The organism is Agromyces sp. NPDC056965 (genome assembly GCF_042673425.1).
GTDB lineage: Bacteria > Actinomycetota > Actinomycetes > Actinomycetales > Microbacteriaceae > Agromyces.
Genome location: NZ_JBHURI010000004.1, coordinates 26,967 through 42,905, shown reverse-complemented (window position 1 = coordinate 42,905; position 15,939 = coordinate 26,967). Strand labels below are relative to the sequence as shown.

Annotated in this window: 20 protein-coding genes; 9 read left to right on the top strand and 11 right to left on the bottom strand. The window is 72.4% G+C overall.

Going from position 1 to position 15,939, the window contains the following annotated elements; translation table 11 throughout:
- Positions 1-66: 66 nt before the first annotated feature.
- The 4 genes from ACFTQE_RS02055 to ACFTQE_RS02040 form a co-directional block, all read right to left on the bottom strand.
- Positions 67-789, bottom strand: coding sequence for a hypothetical protein (locus ACFTQE_RS02055; protein WP_376923500.1), 723 nt, complete (start codon positions 787-789; stop codon positions 67-69).
- A 268-nt stretch (positions 790-1,057) separates the two neighbouring features.
- Complete coding sequence (locus ACFTQE_RS02050; RefSeq protein ID WP_376923499.1) at positions 1,058-1,378, bottom strand: ArsR/SmtB family transcription factor; 321 nt, start codon at positions 1,376-1,378, stop codon at positions 1,058-1,060.
- On the bottom strand, positions 1,375-1,863 hold the full coding sequence (locus tag ACFTQE_RS02045; protein WP_376923498.1) for an ATPase: 489 nt from the start codon (positions 1,861-1,863) through the stop codon (positions 1,375-1,377). Before ACFTQE_RS02045 ends, ACFTQE_RS02050 begins: the two co-directional genes overlap by 4 nt.
- 122 nt (positions 1,864-1,985) lie before the next feature.
- Entirely contained in the window at positions 1,986-2,477 is a 492-nt protein-coding gene (locus tag ACFTQE_RS02040; RefSeq protein ID WP_376923497.1) for a MarR family winged helix-turn-helix transcriptional regulator, read from the bottom strand.
- Between the two features lie 52 nt (positions 2,478-2,529).
- Here ACFTQE_RS02040 and ACFTQE_RS02035 point away from each other — a divergent pair, with 52 nt between their 5' ends.
- From ACFTQE_RS02035 to ACFTQE_RS01995, 9 genes are all read left to right on the top strand, one after another.
- Positions 2,530-3,342, top strand: coding sequence for a hypothetical protein (locus ACFTQE_RS02035; protein WP_376923496.1), 813 nt, complete (start codon positions 2,530-2,532; stop codon positions 3,340-3,342).
- On the top strand, positions 3,339-4,163 hold the full coding sequence (locus ACFTQE_RS02030) for a GDSL-type esterase/lipase family protein (RefSeq protein WP_376923495.1): 825 nt from the start codon (positions 3,339-3,341) through the stop codon (positions 4,161-4,163). Before ACFTQE_RS02035 ends, ACFTQE_RS02030 begins: the two co-directional genes overlap by 4 nt.
- Positions 4,164-4,212: 49 nt before the next feature.
- Entirely contained in the window at positions 4,213-5,370 is a 1,158-nt protein-coding gene (hemE, locus tag ACFTQE_RS02025; RefSeq protein ID WP_376923494.1) for a uroporphyrinogen decarboxylase, read from the top strand.
- On the top strand, positions 5,367-6,926 hold the full coding sequence (gene hemG, locus ACFTQE_RS02020; protein ID WP_376923493.1) for a protoporphyrinogen oxidase: 1,560 nt from the start codon (positions 5,367-5,369) through the stop codon (positions 6,924-6,926). The genes hemE and hemG overlap by 4 nt, the downstream gene beginning before the upstream one ends.
- A gap of 100 nt (positions 6,927-7,026) precedes the next feature.
- Positions 7,027-7,512 carry a hypothetical protein gene (locus ACFTQE_RS02015; protein ID WP_376923492.1) on the top strand — a complete coding sequence of 162 codons (486 nt, stop codon included), beginning with the start codon at positions 7,027-7,029 and terminating at the stop codon, positions 7,510-7,512.
- Between the two features lie 19 nt (positions 7,513-7,531).
- The gene (locus ACFTQE_RS02010) at positions 7,532-7,939 is read left to right on the top strand and encodes a phage holin family protein (protein WP_056006637.1); all 408 of its coding nucleotides are present in this window, start codon (positions 7,532-7,534) and stop codon (positions 7,937-7,939) included.
- Positions 7,923-8,234: a DUF3618 domain-containing protein gene (locus ACFTQE_RS02005; RefSeq protein WP_375836375.1), complete on the top strand. Its 312-nt coding sequence runs from the start codon at positions 7,923-7,925 to the stop codon at positions 8,232-8,234. The genes ACFTQE_RS02010 and ACFTQE_RS02005 overlap by 17 nt, the downstream gene beginning before the upstream one ends.
- A gap of 43 nt (positions 8,235-8,277) precedes the next feature.
- The gene (locus tag ACFTQE_RS02000; protein ID WP_376923491.1) at positions 8,278-8,967 is read left to right on the top strand and encodes a GntR family transcriptional regulator; all 690 of its coding nucleotides are present in this window, start codon (positions 8,278-8,280) and stop codon (positions 8,965-8,967) included.
- A gap of 35 nt (positions 8,968-9,002) precedes the next feature.
- Positions 9,003-10,163 carry a class I SAM-dependent methyltransferase gene (locus ACFTQE_RS01995; RefSeq protein ID WP_376923490.1) on the top strand — a complete coding sequence of 387 codons (1,161 nt, stop codon included), beginning with the start codon at positions 9,003-9,005 and terminating at the stop codon, positions 10,161-10,163.
- 80 nt (positions 10,164-10,243) lie between these two features.
- On the opposite strand, the gene ACFTQE_RS01990 is transcribed toward ACFTQE_RS01995, so the two are convergent.
- From ACFTQE_RS01990 to idi, 7 genes are read right to left on the bottom strand one after another with little or no spacing between them, the layout of a single operon-like run.
- Positions 10,244-11,128, bottom strand: coding sequence for a prenyltransferase (locus tag ACFTQE_RS01990; protein WP_376923489.1), 885 nt, complete (start codon positions 11,126-11,128; stop codon positions 10,244-10,246).
- A complete protein-coding gene (locus ACFTQE_RS01985) occupies positions 11,118-11,423 on the bottom strand; it encodes a lycopene cyclase domain-containing protein (protein ID WP_376923488.1) in 306 nt (101 codons plus the stop codon). Before ACFTQE_RS01985 ends, ACFTQE_RS01990 begins: the two co-directional genes overlap by 11 nt.
- Positions 11,420-11,752: a lycopene cyclase domain-containing protein gene (locus ACFTQE_RS01980; protein ID WP_376923487.1), complete on the bottom strand. Its 333-nt coding sequence runs from the start codon at positions 11,750-11,752 to the stop codon at positions 11,420-11,422. The genes ACFTQE_RS01985 and ACFTQE_RS01980 overlap by 4 nt, the downstream gene beginning before the upstream one ends.
- Complete coding sequence (gene crtI, locus ACFTQE_RS01975) at positions 11,749-13,314, bottom strand: phytoene desaturase family protein (protein ID WP_376923486.1); 1,566 nt, start codon at positions 13,312-13,314, stop codon at positions 11,749-11,751. Before crtI ends, ACFTQE_RS01980 begins: the two co-directional genes overlap by 4 nt.
- Complete coding sequence (locus ACFTQE_RS01970) at positions 13,311-14,237, bottom strand: phytoene/squalene synthase family protein (RefSeq protein WP_376923485.1); 927 nt, start codon at positions 14,235-14,237, stop codon at positions 13,311-13,313. The genes crtI and ACFTQE_RS01970 overlap by 4 nt, the downstream gene beginning before the upstream one ends.
- On the bottom strand, positions 14,234-15,298 hold the full coding sequence (locus tag ACFTQE_RS01965) for a polyprenyl synthetase family protein (RefSeq protein WP_376923484.1): 1,065 nt from the start codon (positions 15,296-15,298) through the stop codon (positions 14,234-14,236). The genes ACFTQE_RS01970 and ACFTQE_RS01965 overlap by 4 nt, the downstream gene beginning before the upstream one ends.
- Positions 15,295-15,882, bottom strand: coding sequence for an isopentenyl-diphosphate Delta-isomerase (idi, locus tag ACFTQE_RS01960; RefSeq protein WP_376923483.1), 588 nt, complete (start codon positions 15,880-15,882; stop codon positions 15,295-15,297). The genes ACFTQE_RS01965 and idi overlap by 4 nt, the downstream gene beginning before the upstream one ends.
- Positions 15,883-15,939: the final 57 nt, after the last annotated feature.

Here is a 15,939-nt window from a genome sequence, read left to right as displayed (position 1 = left end):
CTCGCCGTCGAATCAGGGTTCGCCCAGAGCGACACCGCGGGCAACTCGGGGGTGGCCCGGGGCGACTCAGCGGCCGGCGAACACCGCGTTCTGCGGGATGATCTGGATCGGTGCGGTGAGCGGCGGCAGTTCGAGGCCCTCGGCTGCGAGCGCCTCGCGGTGCTTGGCCTTCCAGCTGCGCACGACGGCGAAGAAGGGGGCGTCGGAGAGCGCGTAGCGTCCCGGCCGCTCCGCAGCGAGCACGATCGGCAGTTCGACGCTCACTCCGCCGCGACGCACGCGCAGCACGAGCACCGAGAGCACCGTCTCGCCGGCGATGATCGAGTCGCTGCGGATGCCGCGGACCTCGCGCCACGCGAAGTGGGCGGCACGCCGGGGGCGGCGACCACCGTTCCAGAGCGCGATGCCGAGTTCGTCGGCCACGATCGAGTAGCGGGCGGCGAGGGCGATCTGCTCGCCGTCGTCGGCCGTCAGCTCATTGAGCCGGGCGACGAGTTCACGGCGACGGATGCCGCAGCTCACCTCGCCGCGGACGCTGGCCTCGAGCGCGCGGCGACGGGAGCGGGCGCGGGCGCGCTCGCCGAGGCGGACGATCATCCAGATGACGCCGGCCAGCACGAGGACCGAGGCGACTGCGAGCGTGACGACCCCGCTGCTGGGAACTTCGGGCAGGCGCAGCATGAGGCGCTCGAGGAAACCTGAGCCGGCGATGAGCGCGCCGATCACGATCGCGGCCGCGGCGGCGACCATGAAGGTGACGCCGGTGCGATGCGGTGCGGCCGCGTTCATCGCGCGACTCGCGGCGATCGGGACGGCACGCAGGAGGACGGGTGCGACGGGCGCAGTGGGGGCATGTGAATCTCCGTGGGATGCGGAGGCGCACGGGCTCGGGGACCCGCGCGTCGTCGTGCTCGGGGGCGCACAACGTCTCGACCTTAGCGCTGATGGGCGCGGGAATGTAAGGCTTCCGAACGAATCGGCGGGCCGGCTCGCCGCGCCGCCGCGGGCGGGCCCGCGCGCCGCCGCGGGCGGTCGGCCCGCGGCGGTCGCAGCGGTGCTAGCCCTCGGCGGCCGCCTTGATCGTGCGCAGCCGGCGCTCCCAGCCCTGGGCGAGGGTGTCGAGGTCGCGGGCGAGGGCGCTCAGGCGCGATCCGATCGCGCGGTAGCGCACCTCGCGGCCGTGGATCTCGGTCTCGACGAGCCCGGCCTCGCGCAGCACCTCGAGGTGCCGGGCGACGGCCTGCCGGCTGATCGGTCGATCGGCCGCGAGCATCGTCGCCGATGCGGGCGCGGTGCCGAGTCGCTGCAGGAGCTCCCACCGCGTGTCGTCGCCCAGGGCGGCGAACGCGGCGGGGAGGCTCTCGACGCCGATCGTCATCGGCCCGCCGCGAGCTCGTTCGCGAGGTGGTCGCGCGCGAAACCGAGCTCGATCGCCCAACCCTCGGTGTTGCCGTCGAACATGCGGCGGCGCTCCTCCGCGCTGCGGTCGAGGCCCTCGAAGCCGCTCTCCGCGACGCGCAGCACGACACCGCCGTCGGCCCGATCCTCGACCCAGAACTCGACGAGCGTCGAGACGAGCGGGTCGTGCTCGGGGTCGGGTTCCGTCGAAGCCGGGGCCGTGTTGAACCAGCGGAAGGCGGCGTACCGCGGGGCATCCAGCGATTCGACCGCGAGCGTGAACGCGCCGTGCTTGTCGTCGTGCACGACGACGCGAGAGCCCTGCTGCTCGATGCGGTGCTCGACGATGCGGTCGTCGTTGATCCACCAACCGGCGGTGGAGACGAGCTCCCACACGCGCTCCGCCGAGGCGTCGATGTCGATCTGCTGGTCGATCCGGTCGAGTGATCCTGTGGTGCCGTTCATGCGTCCTCCTCGATTGTCGTGCCTGATGATGTGCAACACAATAGTTGCACTAGTGCGCAAGAAGCGCAACCATCGCGTTGCACCATCGAGGCGACTCGAGACGACGTCGCGACGCAGAGGAGTCAGCCGCGCGTCGCCCGGTAGCCGGGGTGCACCCCGGGATCGAGGTCGTGGGCTGCCGCGATGCGCGCGAGCAGGCGGCCGAGCGTCTGCCGCTCCTCGTCGCTGAGCTCGGCGACGAGGTCGTCCTCGTGCTCGCGGCCGATGCGGCGCATCTGCGTCATCACGTCTCGTCCGCGATCGGCGAGGTGCAGCTCGTGCGTGCGCCGATCGGTGGTGCTCCGGGTTCGGGTGACGAGCTCCTTGCGCTCGAGGGCGTCGACGAGGGCGACGACGCGGCTCGGCACCACGCCGAGCTTGCCGGCGAGCGCCTGCTGGCTGAGGCCCGGTTCGGTCGCGATCATGCGCAGCAGCCCGACGTCGCTCGGTTGCACGTCGAGCTCGGCGAGGCGCTCCGCGAAGCGCGCGGAGGCGTAGGCGCCCACCTGGGAGAGCAGGAACCCGACGCGCTCCGCGGGCGGCCGGAAGGGTGCCTCGTGTGCGCTCGTCTCCATGTCGCCGACTCTACCAGTTGCGGCTGAATCATTCTGTGCTATGAATGATTACATGAACAGAACGAATGATGCGGCGGTCGGAACCGCCGCGGCCGAGTCCCAGCACTCCGCGCCGTCGGCGGGGTCGCGGCGCACGCCCGCCGGGCCGCCGCTGCCGCCCCTCGCGATCGTCGTCGTGGCGCTCTCGATGGCCTCGATCGTGCTGCCCGCCGTGATCGCCGGCGGCGCGACCTACCCCTCGCCGTTCGGCGATGGCGACGCGATCGTCGCCTACTTCCGCGACCACGGGCTCTCGGTGCTCATCACCGCGCTGCTGCAGTTCGCGGCATCCGTGCCCCTCGCGATCTTCGCTGCAACCGCCACGACGCGGCTCGCCCAGCTCGGCGTGCGTGCGCCCGGCGTGTCGATCGGCTTCGCCGGCGGCATCCTCGCCTCGGCGGCGATGGCGCTGTCGGCCGGCTTCAGCTGGGCGCTCACGCGACCCGAGCTGCTCGAAGAGCCGGGCATCGTGCGCCTGCTGCACGACCTCGCCTTCTTCGCCGGCGGCCCGGGGTTCGTCGTGCCGCTCGGTCTGCTCGTCGCGGGGCTCGCCGTGCCGGGGCTGCTGGCCGGCCTGCTGCCGCGCTGGCATGCATGGGCGGGGCTCGTGCTGGCGGGTCTCGCCATGGTCGCGACGCTCGTCGTCGCGATTCCCGAGCTCGCCGTGCTGCTGCCGATCGTGCGCTTCCCGTCGTTCGCGTGGATCGTGCTCTGCGCCTTCCTGCTGCCGCTCCGGCGAGTGGATGCCCCGCGGCCGGGGCGCGGCCGAGCAGGCGCCGCCCCCGCAGGCGCCGCCTCCGGCACCGCGGCGGGGTCGCGCTCGTGAGCGGCCCGATGCTCGACAAGCTCGTGCGCTTCGAGCGGCCCGAACGCTCGCTCCCGTACGCGTGGGCGATGGACGACGCCGCCCGCGCAGCCGTCTTCGGCACCGATCCCGCGAGCTACGCGACCGCGGTGCAGTCGCTCGACGCCCAGCGCGCCGATGCCGTGCGCCGCCTCGCGGCGACGCCGTCGGTGCGGTCGGCGCTCGGGCGCGCTCCGTTCACGACCGGCGACCGTGTCATCACGATCGGCGAGAGCACCACCGCCGACCGGCTCTCGTGGTTCGAGCTGCTCGCCGCGCTGTTCGCCGCAGAACGGCCCGACCTCGGGCTGCAGTTCGAGAACCTCGCGATCTCGGGGTCGACGACGACGCAGGCCCTCGCCAACCTGCCGGCACTCCGGCGGCGGCAGGCCGAGGTCGTCTTCTGCATGCTCGGGGCCAACGACGCCCGTCGCTTCCCCGGCGCGGAGGGCGATCGGCTCGTGAGCGCCGCCGAGACCACCCGGAACCTGCGGCTCATCCGTCGCGGCGCCGTGGGCGGCCCCGGCGCGCGATGGGTCTGGATCGCCCCGACGCCCATCGACGAGCGGCGCATCGCCGCGCACCCGTACCTCGGCGGCGTCGGCCTCGCATGGACCGGTGCGGACGTGCGCGCAACGGCCGCGATCCTGCACGCGACGGCCGACCCCGATGACCTCGTCATCGACCCGGCGGATGCCGCCGGCCCCCTGCCGCTCCTCGACGACGGCCTGCACCCGCAGCTCGATGCCCAGGTGGCGCTCGCGGCGCACGTGCTCGAGCAGCTGGCGGGCCCCGACCGCTGAGCGGCAGCGCAGCCCGACAGCGACCCTTCACTCAGCCCGATGCGCGACAATGTCAGGCGTGATCCTCTCCCCGCAGCATCCGCTCTCCGCCGGCCTGACCTCCGACTCGCGCCTCGTTCGCGCATATAGAGGAGAGCGCGCCGACGCCGCGCCCGTCTGGTTCATGCGGCAGGCCGGCCGTTCGCTGCCCGAGTACCGCGACCTGCGCGTCGGAACGCGCATGCTCGACGCGTGCCTCGACCCCGCGATGGCGAGCGAGATCACGCTGCAGCCGGTGCGCCGGCACAAGGTCGACGCCGGCATCTTCTTCAGCGACATCGTCGTGCCGTTGAAGCTCGTGGGCGTCGACGTCGAGATCCAGGCGGGTCGCGGCCCCGTCTTCGGCAGGGGCTACGCGGATGCCGCGGGCGTCGCCGAGCTCACGGCGATCGACCCTGCACGGCTCGACGAGACGTCCGGCCCCATCACCGAGGCGGTCGCGCGCACCGTCGCCGAGCTGAACACGACCGACAACGGCTCCGGCACCCCGACCCCGCTCATCGGTTTCGCCGGTGCGCCGTTCACCCTCGCGGCCTACCTCGCCGAGGGCGGCCCCTCGAAGGACCACCTCGCCGCCCGCACCCTCATGCACGCCGACCCCGGCGCCTGGCGCGCGCTCATGGACTGGACCGCGGAGCTCACCGGCCGGTTCCTGCGCACGCAGGTGCTCGCCGGGGCATCCGCCGCCCAGCTCTTCGACTCGTGGGCCGGCGCGATCTCGCTCGCCGACTACGAGACGCACGTCGCCCCCGCCTCGGCGGCGGCCCTCGCCCACGTGCACGACCTCGCCTACGAGACGGCGGATGCCTCGGGCGGCGCTGCCGCCCCGACCACCCGCAGCGTGCCCGTCGTGCACTTCGGCGTCGGCACGGGCGAATTGCTCGGCGCGATGCACGGTATCGGCGTCGACACGGTCGGCGTCGACTACCGCATCCCGCTCGACGTCGCCGTCGAGCGCGTGGGCGAGGGGGTGCCGCTGCAGGGCAACCTCGACCCCGCCCTGCTCGCCGCCCCGTGGCCCGTGCTCGAGGCCGCCGTGCGCGACGTGCTGCGCCGCGGTCAGGCGGCCCCCGCCCACGTCTTCAACCTCGGTCACGGCGTGCCCCCCGAGACCGACCCGACCGTGCTGACGCGCGTCGCCGAGCTCGTGCACGAGGCCTCGGCATGAGCGACGCGATGACGCCCGGGCCCGACTCGTCGCCCGCGCCCGGCCAGGCCGCGGAGCCCGTCGTCGAACGCGCGACCGCCGACGTCGTCGTGGTCGGCGGCGGCGTCGCCGGCCTCGTCGCAGCACTCGAGTGCGCGAAGGTCGGCCTGCAGGTCACCGTGCTCGAGCGTCGCGACGACCTCGGCGGATGCGTCGGTCGCATCGAGCTCGACGGACTCAGCCTCGACAGCGGTGCCGAGTCGTTCGCGACCCGCGGCGGCGCCGTCGCCGAACTGCTCGGCTCGCTCGGGCTCGACTCCGACATCGAGAACCCGAATCCCGCCGGCGCCTGGCTCGTGATGCCCGGCAAGCAGGGCCTCGACGCCGCCCCGCTGCCGAAGACGGGAATCCTCGGCATCCCGGCGAACCCGCTCGGCGACGACGTGCGGCGCATCATCGGCTGGAGCGGTGCGACCCGCGCCTACCTCGATCGCGTGAAGCCGATCCTCCGCATCGGCCGCGCGCGCAGCCTCGGCGAACTCGTGCGGGAGCGCATGGGCCAGGCCGTGCTCGACCGGCTCGTCACGCCGATCTCCGCGGGGGTCTACTCGACCGACCCCGTCGACCTCGACCTCGACATCGTCGCGCCCGGGCTCAACGAGGCGATGACCCGCACCGGCTCGCTCTCGGGCGGTGTCGGCCAGCTCGTCGAGGAGCGCAAGGCCGGGGGAGCCGTGCGGGGTCTCCGCGGCGGCATGCACCGGCTCGTCGACGCCCTCGAGCGCGAGCTCGCCCACTTCGGCGTCACGGTGGTGCGCGGCGCGGAGGTCACGGGGCTCGAACGCGATGCCGAGACCCGCGAGCGCGATGCCGCGTCATCGTCCGAAGCATCCGGATGGCTCGTCACCGCGACGACCGAGGCCGGCCGGTTGCTCGTGACCGCTCCCGACGTCGTGCTCGCCGCCTCCGGCCATGCGGCCCTCGCCCTCGTCGACGACGCCCTCGACGGCTGGACCAGCACGAGCGACACCGCCGGCGGGGCATGGCCAGCCGCAGCATCCGTCGAACTCGTCACCCTCGTGCTCGATGCGCCGGAGCTCGACGCCGCCCCGCGCGGCACCGGCGTGCTCGTCGCGGCCGACGCGCCCGGGGTGACGGCGAAGGCCCTCACCCACTCGACCGCGAAGTGGTCGTGGCTCGCCGAGCAGGCGGGCGGGCGTCACGTCGTGCGCCTCTCCTACGGTCGCGCCGGCGCTGCGAACCCGCTCGACGGGCGCTCGGACGCCGACGTCGCCGAGCTCGCGCTCGCCGACGCGGCGCTGCTCCTCGGCGTTCCCCTCGACGAGCGGATGCTGCGCGCCTCGGGTCGCACCGTGTGGCGCGACGCCCTCTCGCAGGCGACCATCGGCCAGCACGAGCGCGTGCAGGCGCTCGAGGACGCGCTCGCCGCCGAACCCGGCATCGAGGCGACCGGCTCATGGGTCGCGGGCACCGGTCTCGCCTCGGTCGTGCCGCACGCCCTCGAGGCGGCGCGCCGGGTCCGGCACCGCCGCGTGCAGCCCGACGGCGACGCATAGCCGAAACGGAATATTTCGACGCAACCCCCTTGCGCCGCTTGCCCCGGGGTCTACGCTGGAACAGTCGCTGTGGTGAACCACAGGGGGAGATGGGGTGCACATGAAAGGCAAGATCCTCTTCGTCGTGGGGCTCGGAGTCGGCTACGTACTCGGTACGCGCGCCGGTCGAGAGCGCTACGAGCAGATCCGCAAGGCGGCCGAGGGCGTGTGGAACACGCCGGCCGTGCAGCAGGGCGTCGACACCGTGAAGGGGTTCGCAGCCGACAAGGTCGGCGACCTCTCCGACTCCGTGCTCGACGGCGTGAAGTCGTTCATCGGCAACGCGACCCGCGGCGCCGGCGCCACCAGGAGCGACGTCTCGAGCGCGGCGAAGACCGCGAAGCAGAACGTCTCGAAGACGGCCGCAGCAGCGAAGTCCGCCGTCGACAGCGCCGCCTCGGCGCTCGACGACGCGATCGACGACGCCGCCGATGTCGCTTCATCGGCAGCGTCCGGTGCGAAGGGCACTGCGAAGAGCACCGCGAAGCGCGCTCCGACGAAGCGCAGCACGACGGGCAAGGCCAAGCCCGCCGCATCCGATTCATGACCGTGGAGGTGACCACGCGATGACCGCGCCCTCGAACGACGACCGCTCCCTCTTCACGCTGATCGGCGACCTGCCCGACACGATCTCGTCGCTCGTTCGCGCCGAGATCGACCAGATCAAGGCCGAGATCTCCTACAAGGTCAAGCACTTCGGCATCGGCTCGGGGCTCGTCGCGGGCGCCGCCGTGGTCGGCGTGTTCCTGCTCTTCACGCTCATTACCACCGCGATCTTCGCCCTCGCGCTCGTGATGCCCGCGTGGGCCGCCGCGCTCACGGTGTCGGGAGTGCTGCTCCTGATCATCGCGGTGCTGCTGTGGATCGCCTACGTCAACTTCAAGCGGGGTTCGGAGCCCCTCGAGTCGGTCGAGAGCCTGAAGGCCGATCTCGACGCCCTGAAGGGAACGGGTGACTATGACCGCCGCTACTGACGCCTCCGGCCCTCGTCCCTCGAAGCGCGACGCCGCAACTCGCGAACGCAACCTCACCCGCCTGCAGGCGAAGCAGGCGTCGCAGCAGGCCCGTGCCGAGTTCGCCGAGACGCTGAACGCCCTCGAAGACAAGCTCAATGTGCCCAAGCAGGTCGGCATCCGCACCGAGCGAGCCAAGCGCAGGCTGCGCCGCTTCGCCGACGAGCAGCCGGTGGCGGCGGTCGTCGCCGCCGTCGGCGTCGTGGCCGTCGTCGGCATCGGGGTGTGGCTCATCGTGCGCTCGAAGCTCGACTGATCGCGCCGCGAGTCGAAACGAACCAGAGCGAGCGGATGCCACGATGCCGACGCCAGCACACGATCCGGGCCTCCCGGCTTCGACCGGAACCTCTGTCGACCGCGTCGCCGCGCTCGTTCGCGCCGACATCCTGAGCGGGGTGCTGCCGCCCGACACTCCGCTGCGTGAAGAGGCCGCCTCCGAGCAGTACGGCGTCTCGCGGCACACCGTGCGCGCGGCGTTCCAGCGGCTCGTCGCCGAGCGGCTCGCCGTCGCCGAGGCGTACCGCGGGGTGCGGGTGACGAGCTTCGACCGTGCCCAGGTGATCGCGTTGCAGCAGCTGCGCGCGGCGCTCGAGGTCGAGGCCGTGCGCATCGTGGGAGAGCGTTACGGCGAGGTGTGGCCCGATCCCGTGCTGGCGCCGGCGCGAGACGCGCTCGCGAGGCTCGACTCGCTCGCGCGAGATGCCTCCGCCACCGACGATGAAGATGATGACGACTGGCTCGAGGCCGAGCGCATCCATGCCGACTTCCACCGGGCGATCGTGGCGGCGTCGGCGAGCCCTCGCATCATCGAGGCGCACTCGGCGCTCGGCAGCGAGCTGCTGCTGTTCCTCCTGCACGTGCGACCGCACTACACCCTCGAGAGCCTCATCGAGGAGCACCGCGCTCTGCTCGACGAGCTCCCGACCCGCGGCGGCGAGGCCGTGCGGGAGCACCTCGAACACTCCACGAGACTCCTCATCGGCGCCTGACGCGATCGCGCCGGGCCGGAAGGAAGGAGCCGTCGATGGCGACGGAACAGCCCGACACGACGTCCGGGCCCGGAGACGGCGACGCGACGACGGAACAGCCCGACACGACGCCCGGGCCCGGAGACGGCGACGCGACGACGGCCTTCGCCGAGCGCATCTTCGGCGACATGCTCGGAGCGTTCGAACTGCTCAGCATCCATCTCGGCGATCGGCTCGGCTGGTACCGTGCGCTCGCCGACGGAGGGCCGCTCGACCCATCCGAACTCGCCGAGCGAACGGGAACCCACGAGCGCTACACCCGCGAGTGGCTCGAGCAGCAGGCGGTCTCCGGCATCCTCACCGTCGACGACGCCGGGTCCGAGGCATCCGCTCGCCGATTCGCCCTGCCGCCGGCGCATGCCGATGCCCTCGTGAACCCCGACTCGCTCGACCACGTCGCACCCCTCGGACGCTTCATCGCCGCGGTCGGCGCGCAACTCGGGCCGTTGCTCGAGGCGTACCGGTCGGGTGGGGGCGTCTCGTGGGCGCAGCTCGGCGACGAGGCGCGATGGGCGCAGGGCGATATCAACCGGCCGTGGTTCCTGCACCGGCTCGGCGACGCGCTCGCGAGCGTTCCGTCGCTGCACGACGTGCTCTCGCGGCCCGGCGCGCGCATCGCGGACATCGGAATGGGACACGGATGGTCGTCGATCGCCATGGCACGGGCGTACCCGTCCGCGCGGGTGGAGGGTTTCGACGTCGACGCCGAATCGGTCGTCGCGGCACGCGGACACGCCGATGAGGCGCAGGTCGGTGACCGGGTGCGGTTCCACCACCTCGCGGGCGAGGGGATGCCGCAGGAGGCGGTCTTCGACGCGGCGTTCGTGTTCGAGGCGTTGCACGACATGCCGTTCCCGGTGGAGGTGCTGACTTCGATCAGGCGGGCCGTGAAGCGCGACGGCGAGGTCGTGATCATGGACGAGGCGGTGGCCGACCTGTTCGCACCCGACGGCGACGACGTCGAGCGCATCATGTACGGGTACAGCATCTTCATGTGCCTGCCCGATGGGCTGTCCACGCCCGGGTCCGTCGGCACGGGAACCGTGATGCGCCAATCGACCCTCGAGCGGTACGCCCGTGAGGCGGGGTTCTCGGGTATCGAGCTGCTGCCGATCGAAGGATTCGCGTTCTTCCGATTCACGCGGCTGCTCCACTGAGCGGATGCCGCGGCATCCGCTCGGCACTCTGGCCGAGCACCCTCGAGCACTCGACCCGCCTGCTGCTCGGCGGATGAGGGTCACGCCGTGAGGGCGGCGTACCAGATGAGCAGCATCGTCACGAGGAACCCGACGACGTAGTTGATGGCGAGGAAGCGCCGCCACCCGGCGTTCGCCCGGCCCGACGACGCGTCGGTGACGCTCGCGAACGGAGCGGCCGCGGCGATGTACGGCACCACGAGCACCGCCGCGAGCGGGCCCGGCCACGACGTGGCGAGCATGAACACGCCCGCGGCCGCCCACATGGCGATCGCGAACCGGACCGTGCTGCGCGCCCCGAGGGCGGTCGCGATCGAGGCGATGCCGGCGGCGCGATCGGGCACGACGTCCTGCACGGCGCCGAAGGCGTGACTGGCGACGCCCCAGGCGAGGAAGGCGAGGAGCAGTGCGAGCAGGGGCGGGGTGAACGCGGCGCCCGCGAGCACGAGCCCGTAGACGGCGGGGCTCACGAAGTGCACGCTCGAGGTCAGCGAGTCGAGGAACGGCACCTCCTTGAAGCGCAGGCCGGGCACCGAGTAGGCCGCGACCGCGAACAGGCTCACCGCGAGCACCGCCCACGACGCGGGGCCGCCGAGCGCGAGCAGCACGACGACGAACGGCACGCAGATCGCGATCGCGGCGACGATGGTCGACCGGTGCCGCTCCGGCACGAGGAGTGCTCCCTCGACGCCGCCCTTGCGCGGGTTCGCAGCATCCGAGGCGTAGTCGAAGACATCGTTCACGCCGTACATCGCGAGGTTGTACGGCACCAGGAAGAAGAGCGTGCCGACGACGAACGCGACGTCGATCTCGCGCGTCGTGAGCAGGTACGCGGCCGCGAAAGGGAACGCGGTGTTCACCCAGCTCAGCGGCCGCGAGGCGGTGAGGAGGTCGGCGACCGCGCTGCGGCGGGTCTCAGTCGGCATCGACGCGTTCCCCCATGAGATTCCAGAGCCCGCTGAGGAGCAGGACGCCGGCGATCGGGTACGCGAGGTCCTCGACGGGGGCGAGGCCGAGGCGGACTCCCCAGATGTGCGCATCGGCGTAGTCGAACAGGCCCGTCGCGATCATGATCGAGTCGAACGCGATCGTGAGCAGCACGAGCACGAGTGCGGAGATCGCGACGGCGCGCCCGTGGCCGCGCGGCGCGCGGCGCCAGCCGATCGCCGCGACGACGGCCGCCACCGCGAGGAACGCGGCCGAGAGCAGCAGGTAGGTCACCGGCGCACCCGCCTCATCGCGACCAGGCGCAGGGCGCCCGTGTAGAGCACGAGGGTCAGGTAGCAGAGGAACCCGAGGAACACGAGCTCCTCGAGCGGCAGCTCGGGGGCGAGCAGGATGCCGGTGCTCACCGCGTTCTCGCCACGGTGGAAGATGCCGAGGCCGATGCCGGCGACATCCCATGCCAGGAAGAACACGAGTCCGGCTCCGAGCACGACGATCGCCTGCACGCGACGACCGGGGGCGCCGAACACGAGGTGGAATCGGGCGTCGAGCGACGCCATGCACGCGATGCCGGCGAGGAGCACGCCGAGGTAGACGAGGCTCATGCCGCCACGCTCCGCACCTCGGGCTCGGCCATCGGGCCGGCGCCGCGCTCGCCGCGCAGCGCCTTCGCCACGAGCTCGGCGCTGATCAGGCACATCGGCAGGCCGATGCCGGGCACCGTGGTCGCCCCGGCGAAGTACAGGTCCCGCACCGAGCTCGATGCCGTCCGCCCCCGCAGGAACGCGCTCTGGCGCAGCACGTGCGCCGGTCCGAGCGCAGACCCCCGCCACGAGTTGAAGTCGGACTCGAAGTCGCGGGGGCCGATGGTGCGGCGCACCACCACGCGATCCGCGAGGTCGGGCATGCCCGCCCAGGCCGAGATCTGGGCGATCGCGGCGTCGGCGATGCGCTCGACGGAGTCGTCGCCGCTGCCGTCGACACCGCCGCGGCCGATCGCCGGGTCGGCGGGCACCGGCACGAGCACGAAGAGGTTCTCGTGACCGGTCGGCGCCGCCGACGGGTCGGTCGCGCTCGGGCGGCACACGTAGAGCGACGCCGGATCGGGCACCGAGGGCGTGCTGCCGAAGATGCGGTCGAAGTTCTCCGCCCAGTCGTCGGTGAACAGCAGCGTGTGGTGCAGCAGTTGCGGGAGCTCGCCGCGCACGCCGAGCATCACGAGGACCGCGCCCGGACCGGGATCGGCTCGACGCCACGAGGCGTCCGACCGGCTTCGCGACGCCGGCGGCAGCAGGGCCGTCTCGGTGTGGTGCACGTCGGCCGCCGAGACGACGAGGTCGGCCTCGATCTCGTGCGCCCGGCCCCGCTCGTCGACGAAGACGACGCCGCGTGCCGCTCCCGACTCGACGGTGATGCTCGTGACCCGGGCGTTCGTCACGATGCGCGCCCCGGCCCGCCGCGCCAGTCGCGTGACGCTGTCGATGACCTCGCGGAAGCCGCCCTGCGGATAGAAGACCCCGTCGTCGAGGTCGAAGTGGCTCATCAGGTGGTAGAGGCTCGGCGCGGCCGACGGAGAGGTGCCGAGGAACACGGCGGGGTAGCCGAGCACCTGGCGCAGGCGTTCGTCGCGGAACCGGCCGGCGATGAAGCGGTCGAGCGGCTGCAGCAGCAGCCGGCCGAGCCGGCCGAGACGCCGGAGCACCGGCGACACGAGCAGCGTGGTCGGTGAGGAGAAGTCGTTGTAGAGGAAGTGGTCGAGTGCGAGCCGCGTCGTCTCCTCGGCGGAGTCGAGGTACTGCTCGAGGCGGTGCCCGGCGCCCGGCTCGATCGCCTCGAACGCCGCGGCCGACGCGACCCGATCGGCCACGAGGTCGAGCGGTTCCACGCGGTACTCGAAGTACACCCGATAGCCGGGCTCCAGCCGCACGAGGTCGAGCTCGGCATCGGCGCTCGTGCCCATCAGCCGGTAGAAGTGCTCGAACACCTCGGGCATGAGGTACCACGACGGGCCGGTGTCGAATCGGAAGCCCCTGGCGTCCCACCGTCCGGCGCGACCGCCGACGACCTCGTTCGCCTCGTAGACCGTGACCTCGTGCCCGTCGCGAGCGAGCAGCGCCGCCGTCGCGAGGCCGGCGATGCCGCCTCCGACGATCGCGACCCGGCTCATGCGGGCGCTCCGGGCAGCGGGACGCGGGTGTTCGTGCTCACGGCGGACGGGCGTCGCGACGGCGCCCCGGCGGCCCTCGCGAGCAGCACGAGCTTCAATGGCGTCGGCACGCTGACCCTCGTCGTGAGCAGTTCGCGCGCCGGCGTGCGGCGGAGCCGCGACGACAGGGCGGAGAACAGGGCGTGCGCGGCGGCGACGGCCCTGCGGCATCCGCTCGGCAGTTCGGCGATCACCTCGCCCGCGATCGTGAGGTCGCGATCGAGGTCGTCGAGCAGCCGCAGCTTGTCGGCCTCGCTCAGGCGCGCGGGGTCGATGCCGGGGAAGTAGCGACGGCCGAGCGAACCGTAGTCGTCGGCGAGATCGCGCAGGAAGTTCACCTTCTGGAACGCCGCGCCGAGATGGCGGGCGCCGCGCTGCCAGCGCGCGTCGCGCTCGGGGTCGTCGGGCAGACCCTCGCTGAAGGCACGCAGGCACATCAGCCCCACGACCTCGGCCGATCCGTGGATGTACTCGCGGAGCTCGGCCTCGTCGAAGTCCACCGGGTCGAGGTCGCGCCGCATCGATGCGAAGAACGGGGCGGTCAGTTCCCGTCCGAACCCCGTGGTGCGGGCGGTGCGCGCGAAGGCGTGCACGACGAGGTTCGAGCTGTAGCCGCGGAGGATCGCCTGCTCGGTCTCGACCTCGAGCGCGTCGAGCATCGAACGCCGTTCCTCCGGTGCGAGCCCCGCCTCCTCGGCCGGGCCGTCGACGATCTCGTCGGCGATGCGCACGAGCGCATAGACGTCGGCCAAGTGGTCGCGCACCGGGCGCGAGCACAAGCGGCTCGCGAGTCCGAACGACGTCGAGTAGTGCGAGATCACCTGGGCGGAGCCGAGGTGCGCGGTGCGGTCGTAGAGCGCGAGTCCGGTCGGTGCCGCGGTCATCGTGCACGCTCCGTGCAGGTGCCGGCGGTGACGGTCAGCGCCTCGTGCAGGCCGTGCGGCAGATCCGCCGCCGCGATCGCAGTGACCGCGGCCGCGCAGCGCGCATCGATGAGCCGTTCCACGCGGGCACGGGCTCCGCTCGACTCGATCACCCGGCGGAGCCGTGCCGCGCCGATGTCGTCGAGCTCGGGGTTCCCGAACCCCTCGGCGGCTCGAGCCCAGTCGGGGTGCACGCGGGCGTAGGCGATGAGCAGTGTCTCCTTGCCCTCGCGGAGGTCGGAGAGCACGGACTTGCCGGTGGCCTCCGGCGAGCCGTACACGCCGAGCAGGTCGTCGCGCAGCTGGAATGCGACGCCGAGGTGGCGGCCGATCTCGCCGAGTCGTGCGACCACCGCGTCGGATGCCCCGCCGAGCACCGCCCCCGCCTGGAGCGGGGCGCTGAACGAGTACGACGCGGTCTTGTTCTCGATCATGGCGAGGATGTCGCGCTCGCCGGGGGCCGCGCCGGCCTGGCGCACGTCGGCGTGCTCGCCCGCCGCCGCGACGAATACGCACTCGTCGACGATCCCGAGCAGTGCGGCGCGCACCCGCCGCGGAGCCTCGAGCTCGGCGACCACTCGCAGCGCGCCCGCGATGAGCAGGTCGCCGGCGAGGATCGCCGATGCCTCGCCGTAGTCGTTCGCCCGGCGGGTCGTCAGCCCGCGGGCGACGCCGTCGAGTGCGAAGCGCCCCGCGACGTTCGGTGCGCCTCGGCGCACGAGGTCGTGGTCGATCACGTCGTCGTGCACGAGGAACGCCGTGTGCAGGATCTCGAACGCCGAGGCGAGCCGCACCGACTCCGCCGTGCTCGAACCGGCGAAGGCTGCGTGCGCCGCGAGCACGAGCTCGGGGCGGATGCGCTTGCCTCCGGCGGCGCCGTCGCGTGCGGCGACCCAGAGCCGCACGTAGTCGTCGCCGTGCATCGCCGCCCGTTCGAGCTGTCGGGCGAAGAAGTCGTCGAGGAACTCCGCGACGGCGACCCCGCCGCGGTCGATCCGCCGATCGAGGGTCGCGCCGATCATGATGCGATGGCCTCGCGCCCGTCGACGGAGCAGCCGACGGCGTGGTCGAGGGAACCGCCGAGGAACGGCAGCAGGCGCGCCTGCAGCACGAACCAGGGGCTGAACGCCCACGGCGCGTGCTCGATCGCCGAGGCGAGTCGCTGCGGCGGCACCCACGCGAAGTCCATGACCTCGCCGGGATGCGGCTCGAGTTCCGAGGCCGCATACGCCGTGTACACGGGGCAGAGCTCGTTCTCGACGAGCCCCGAGGCATCCGTCGCCCGGTAGTGGAAGAACGGGAGCACCGGCTCGATGCCGTCGAGCAGGAGTCCGAGCTCGAACTCGCCGCGGCGGCGGATCGCGTGGACCAGGGTCTCCGCGGGCGCCGGATGGCCGCAGAACGAGTTGGTCCAGACGCCCGGCCAGGTCTGCTTCGAGAGGGCGCGGCGGGTCACGAGGAGTTCTTCGCGCTCGTTGAACACGTGGCATGAGAAGGCGAGGTGGCGCGCGGTGTCGGCGCCGTGCACGCTCGATTTCGGCGCGCGGCCGATGGCCCGGTCGTCGGCGTCGAGCAGTACGACCTCTTCGATGTCGCTGAGGGTCATGGTGACTCCAGTCTTAACTGCTTTGGCTAGTAGTTAGCTTAGCGAGAAATATACATG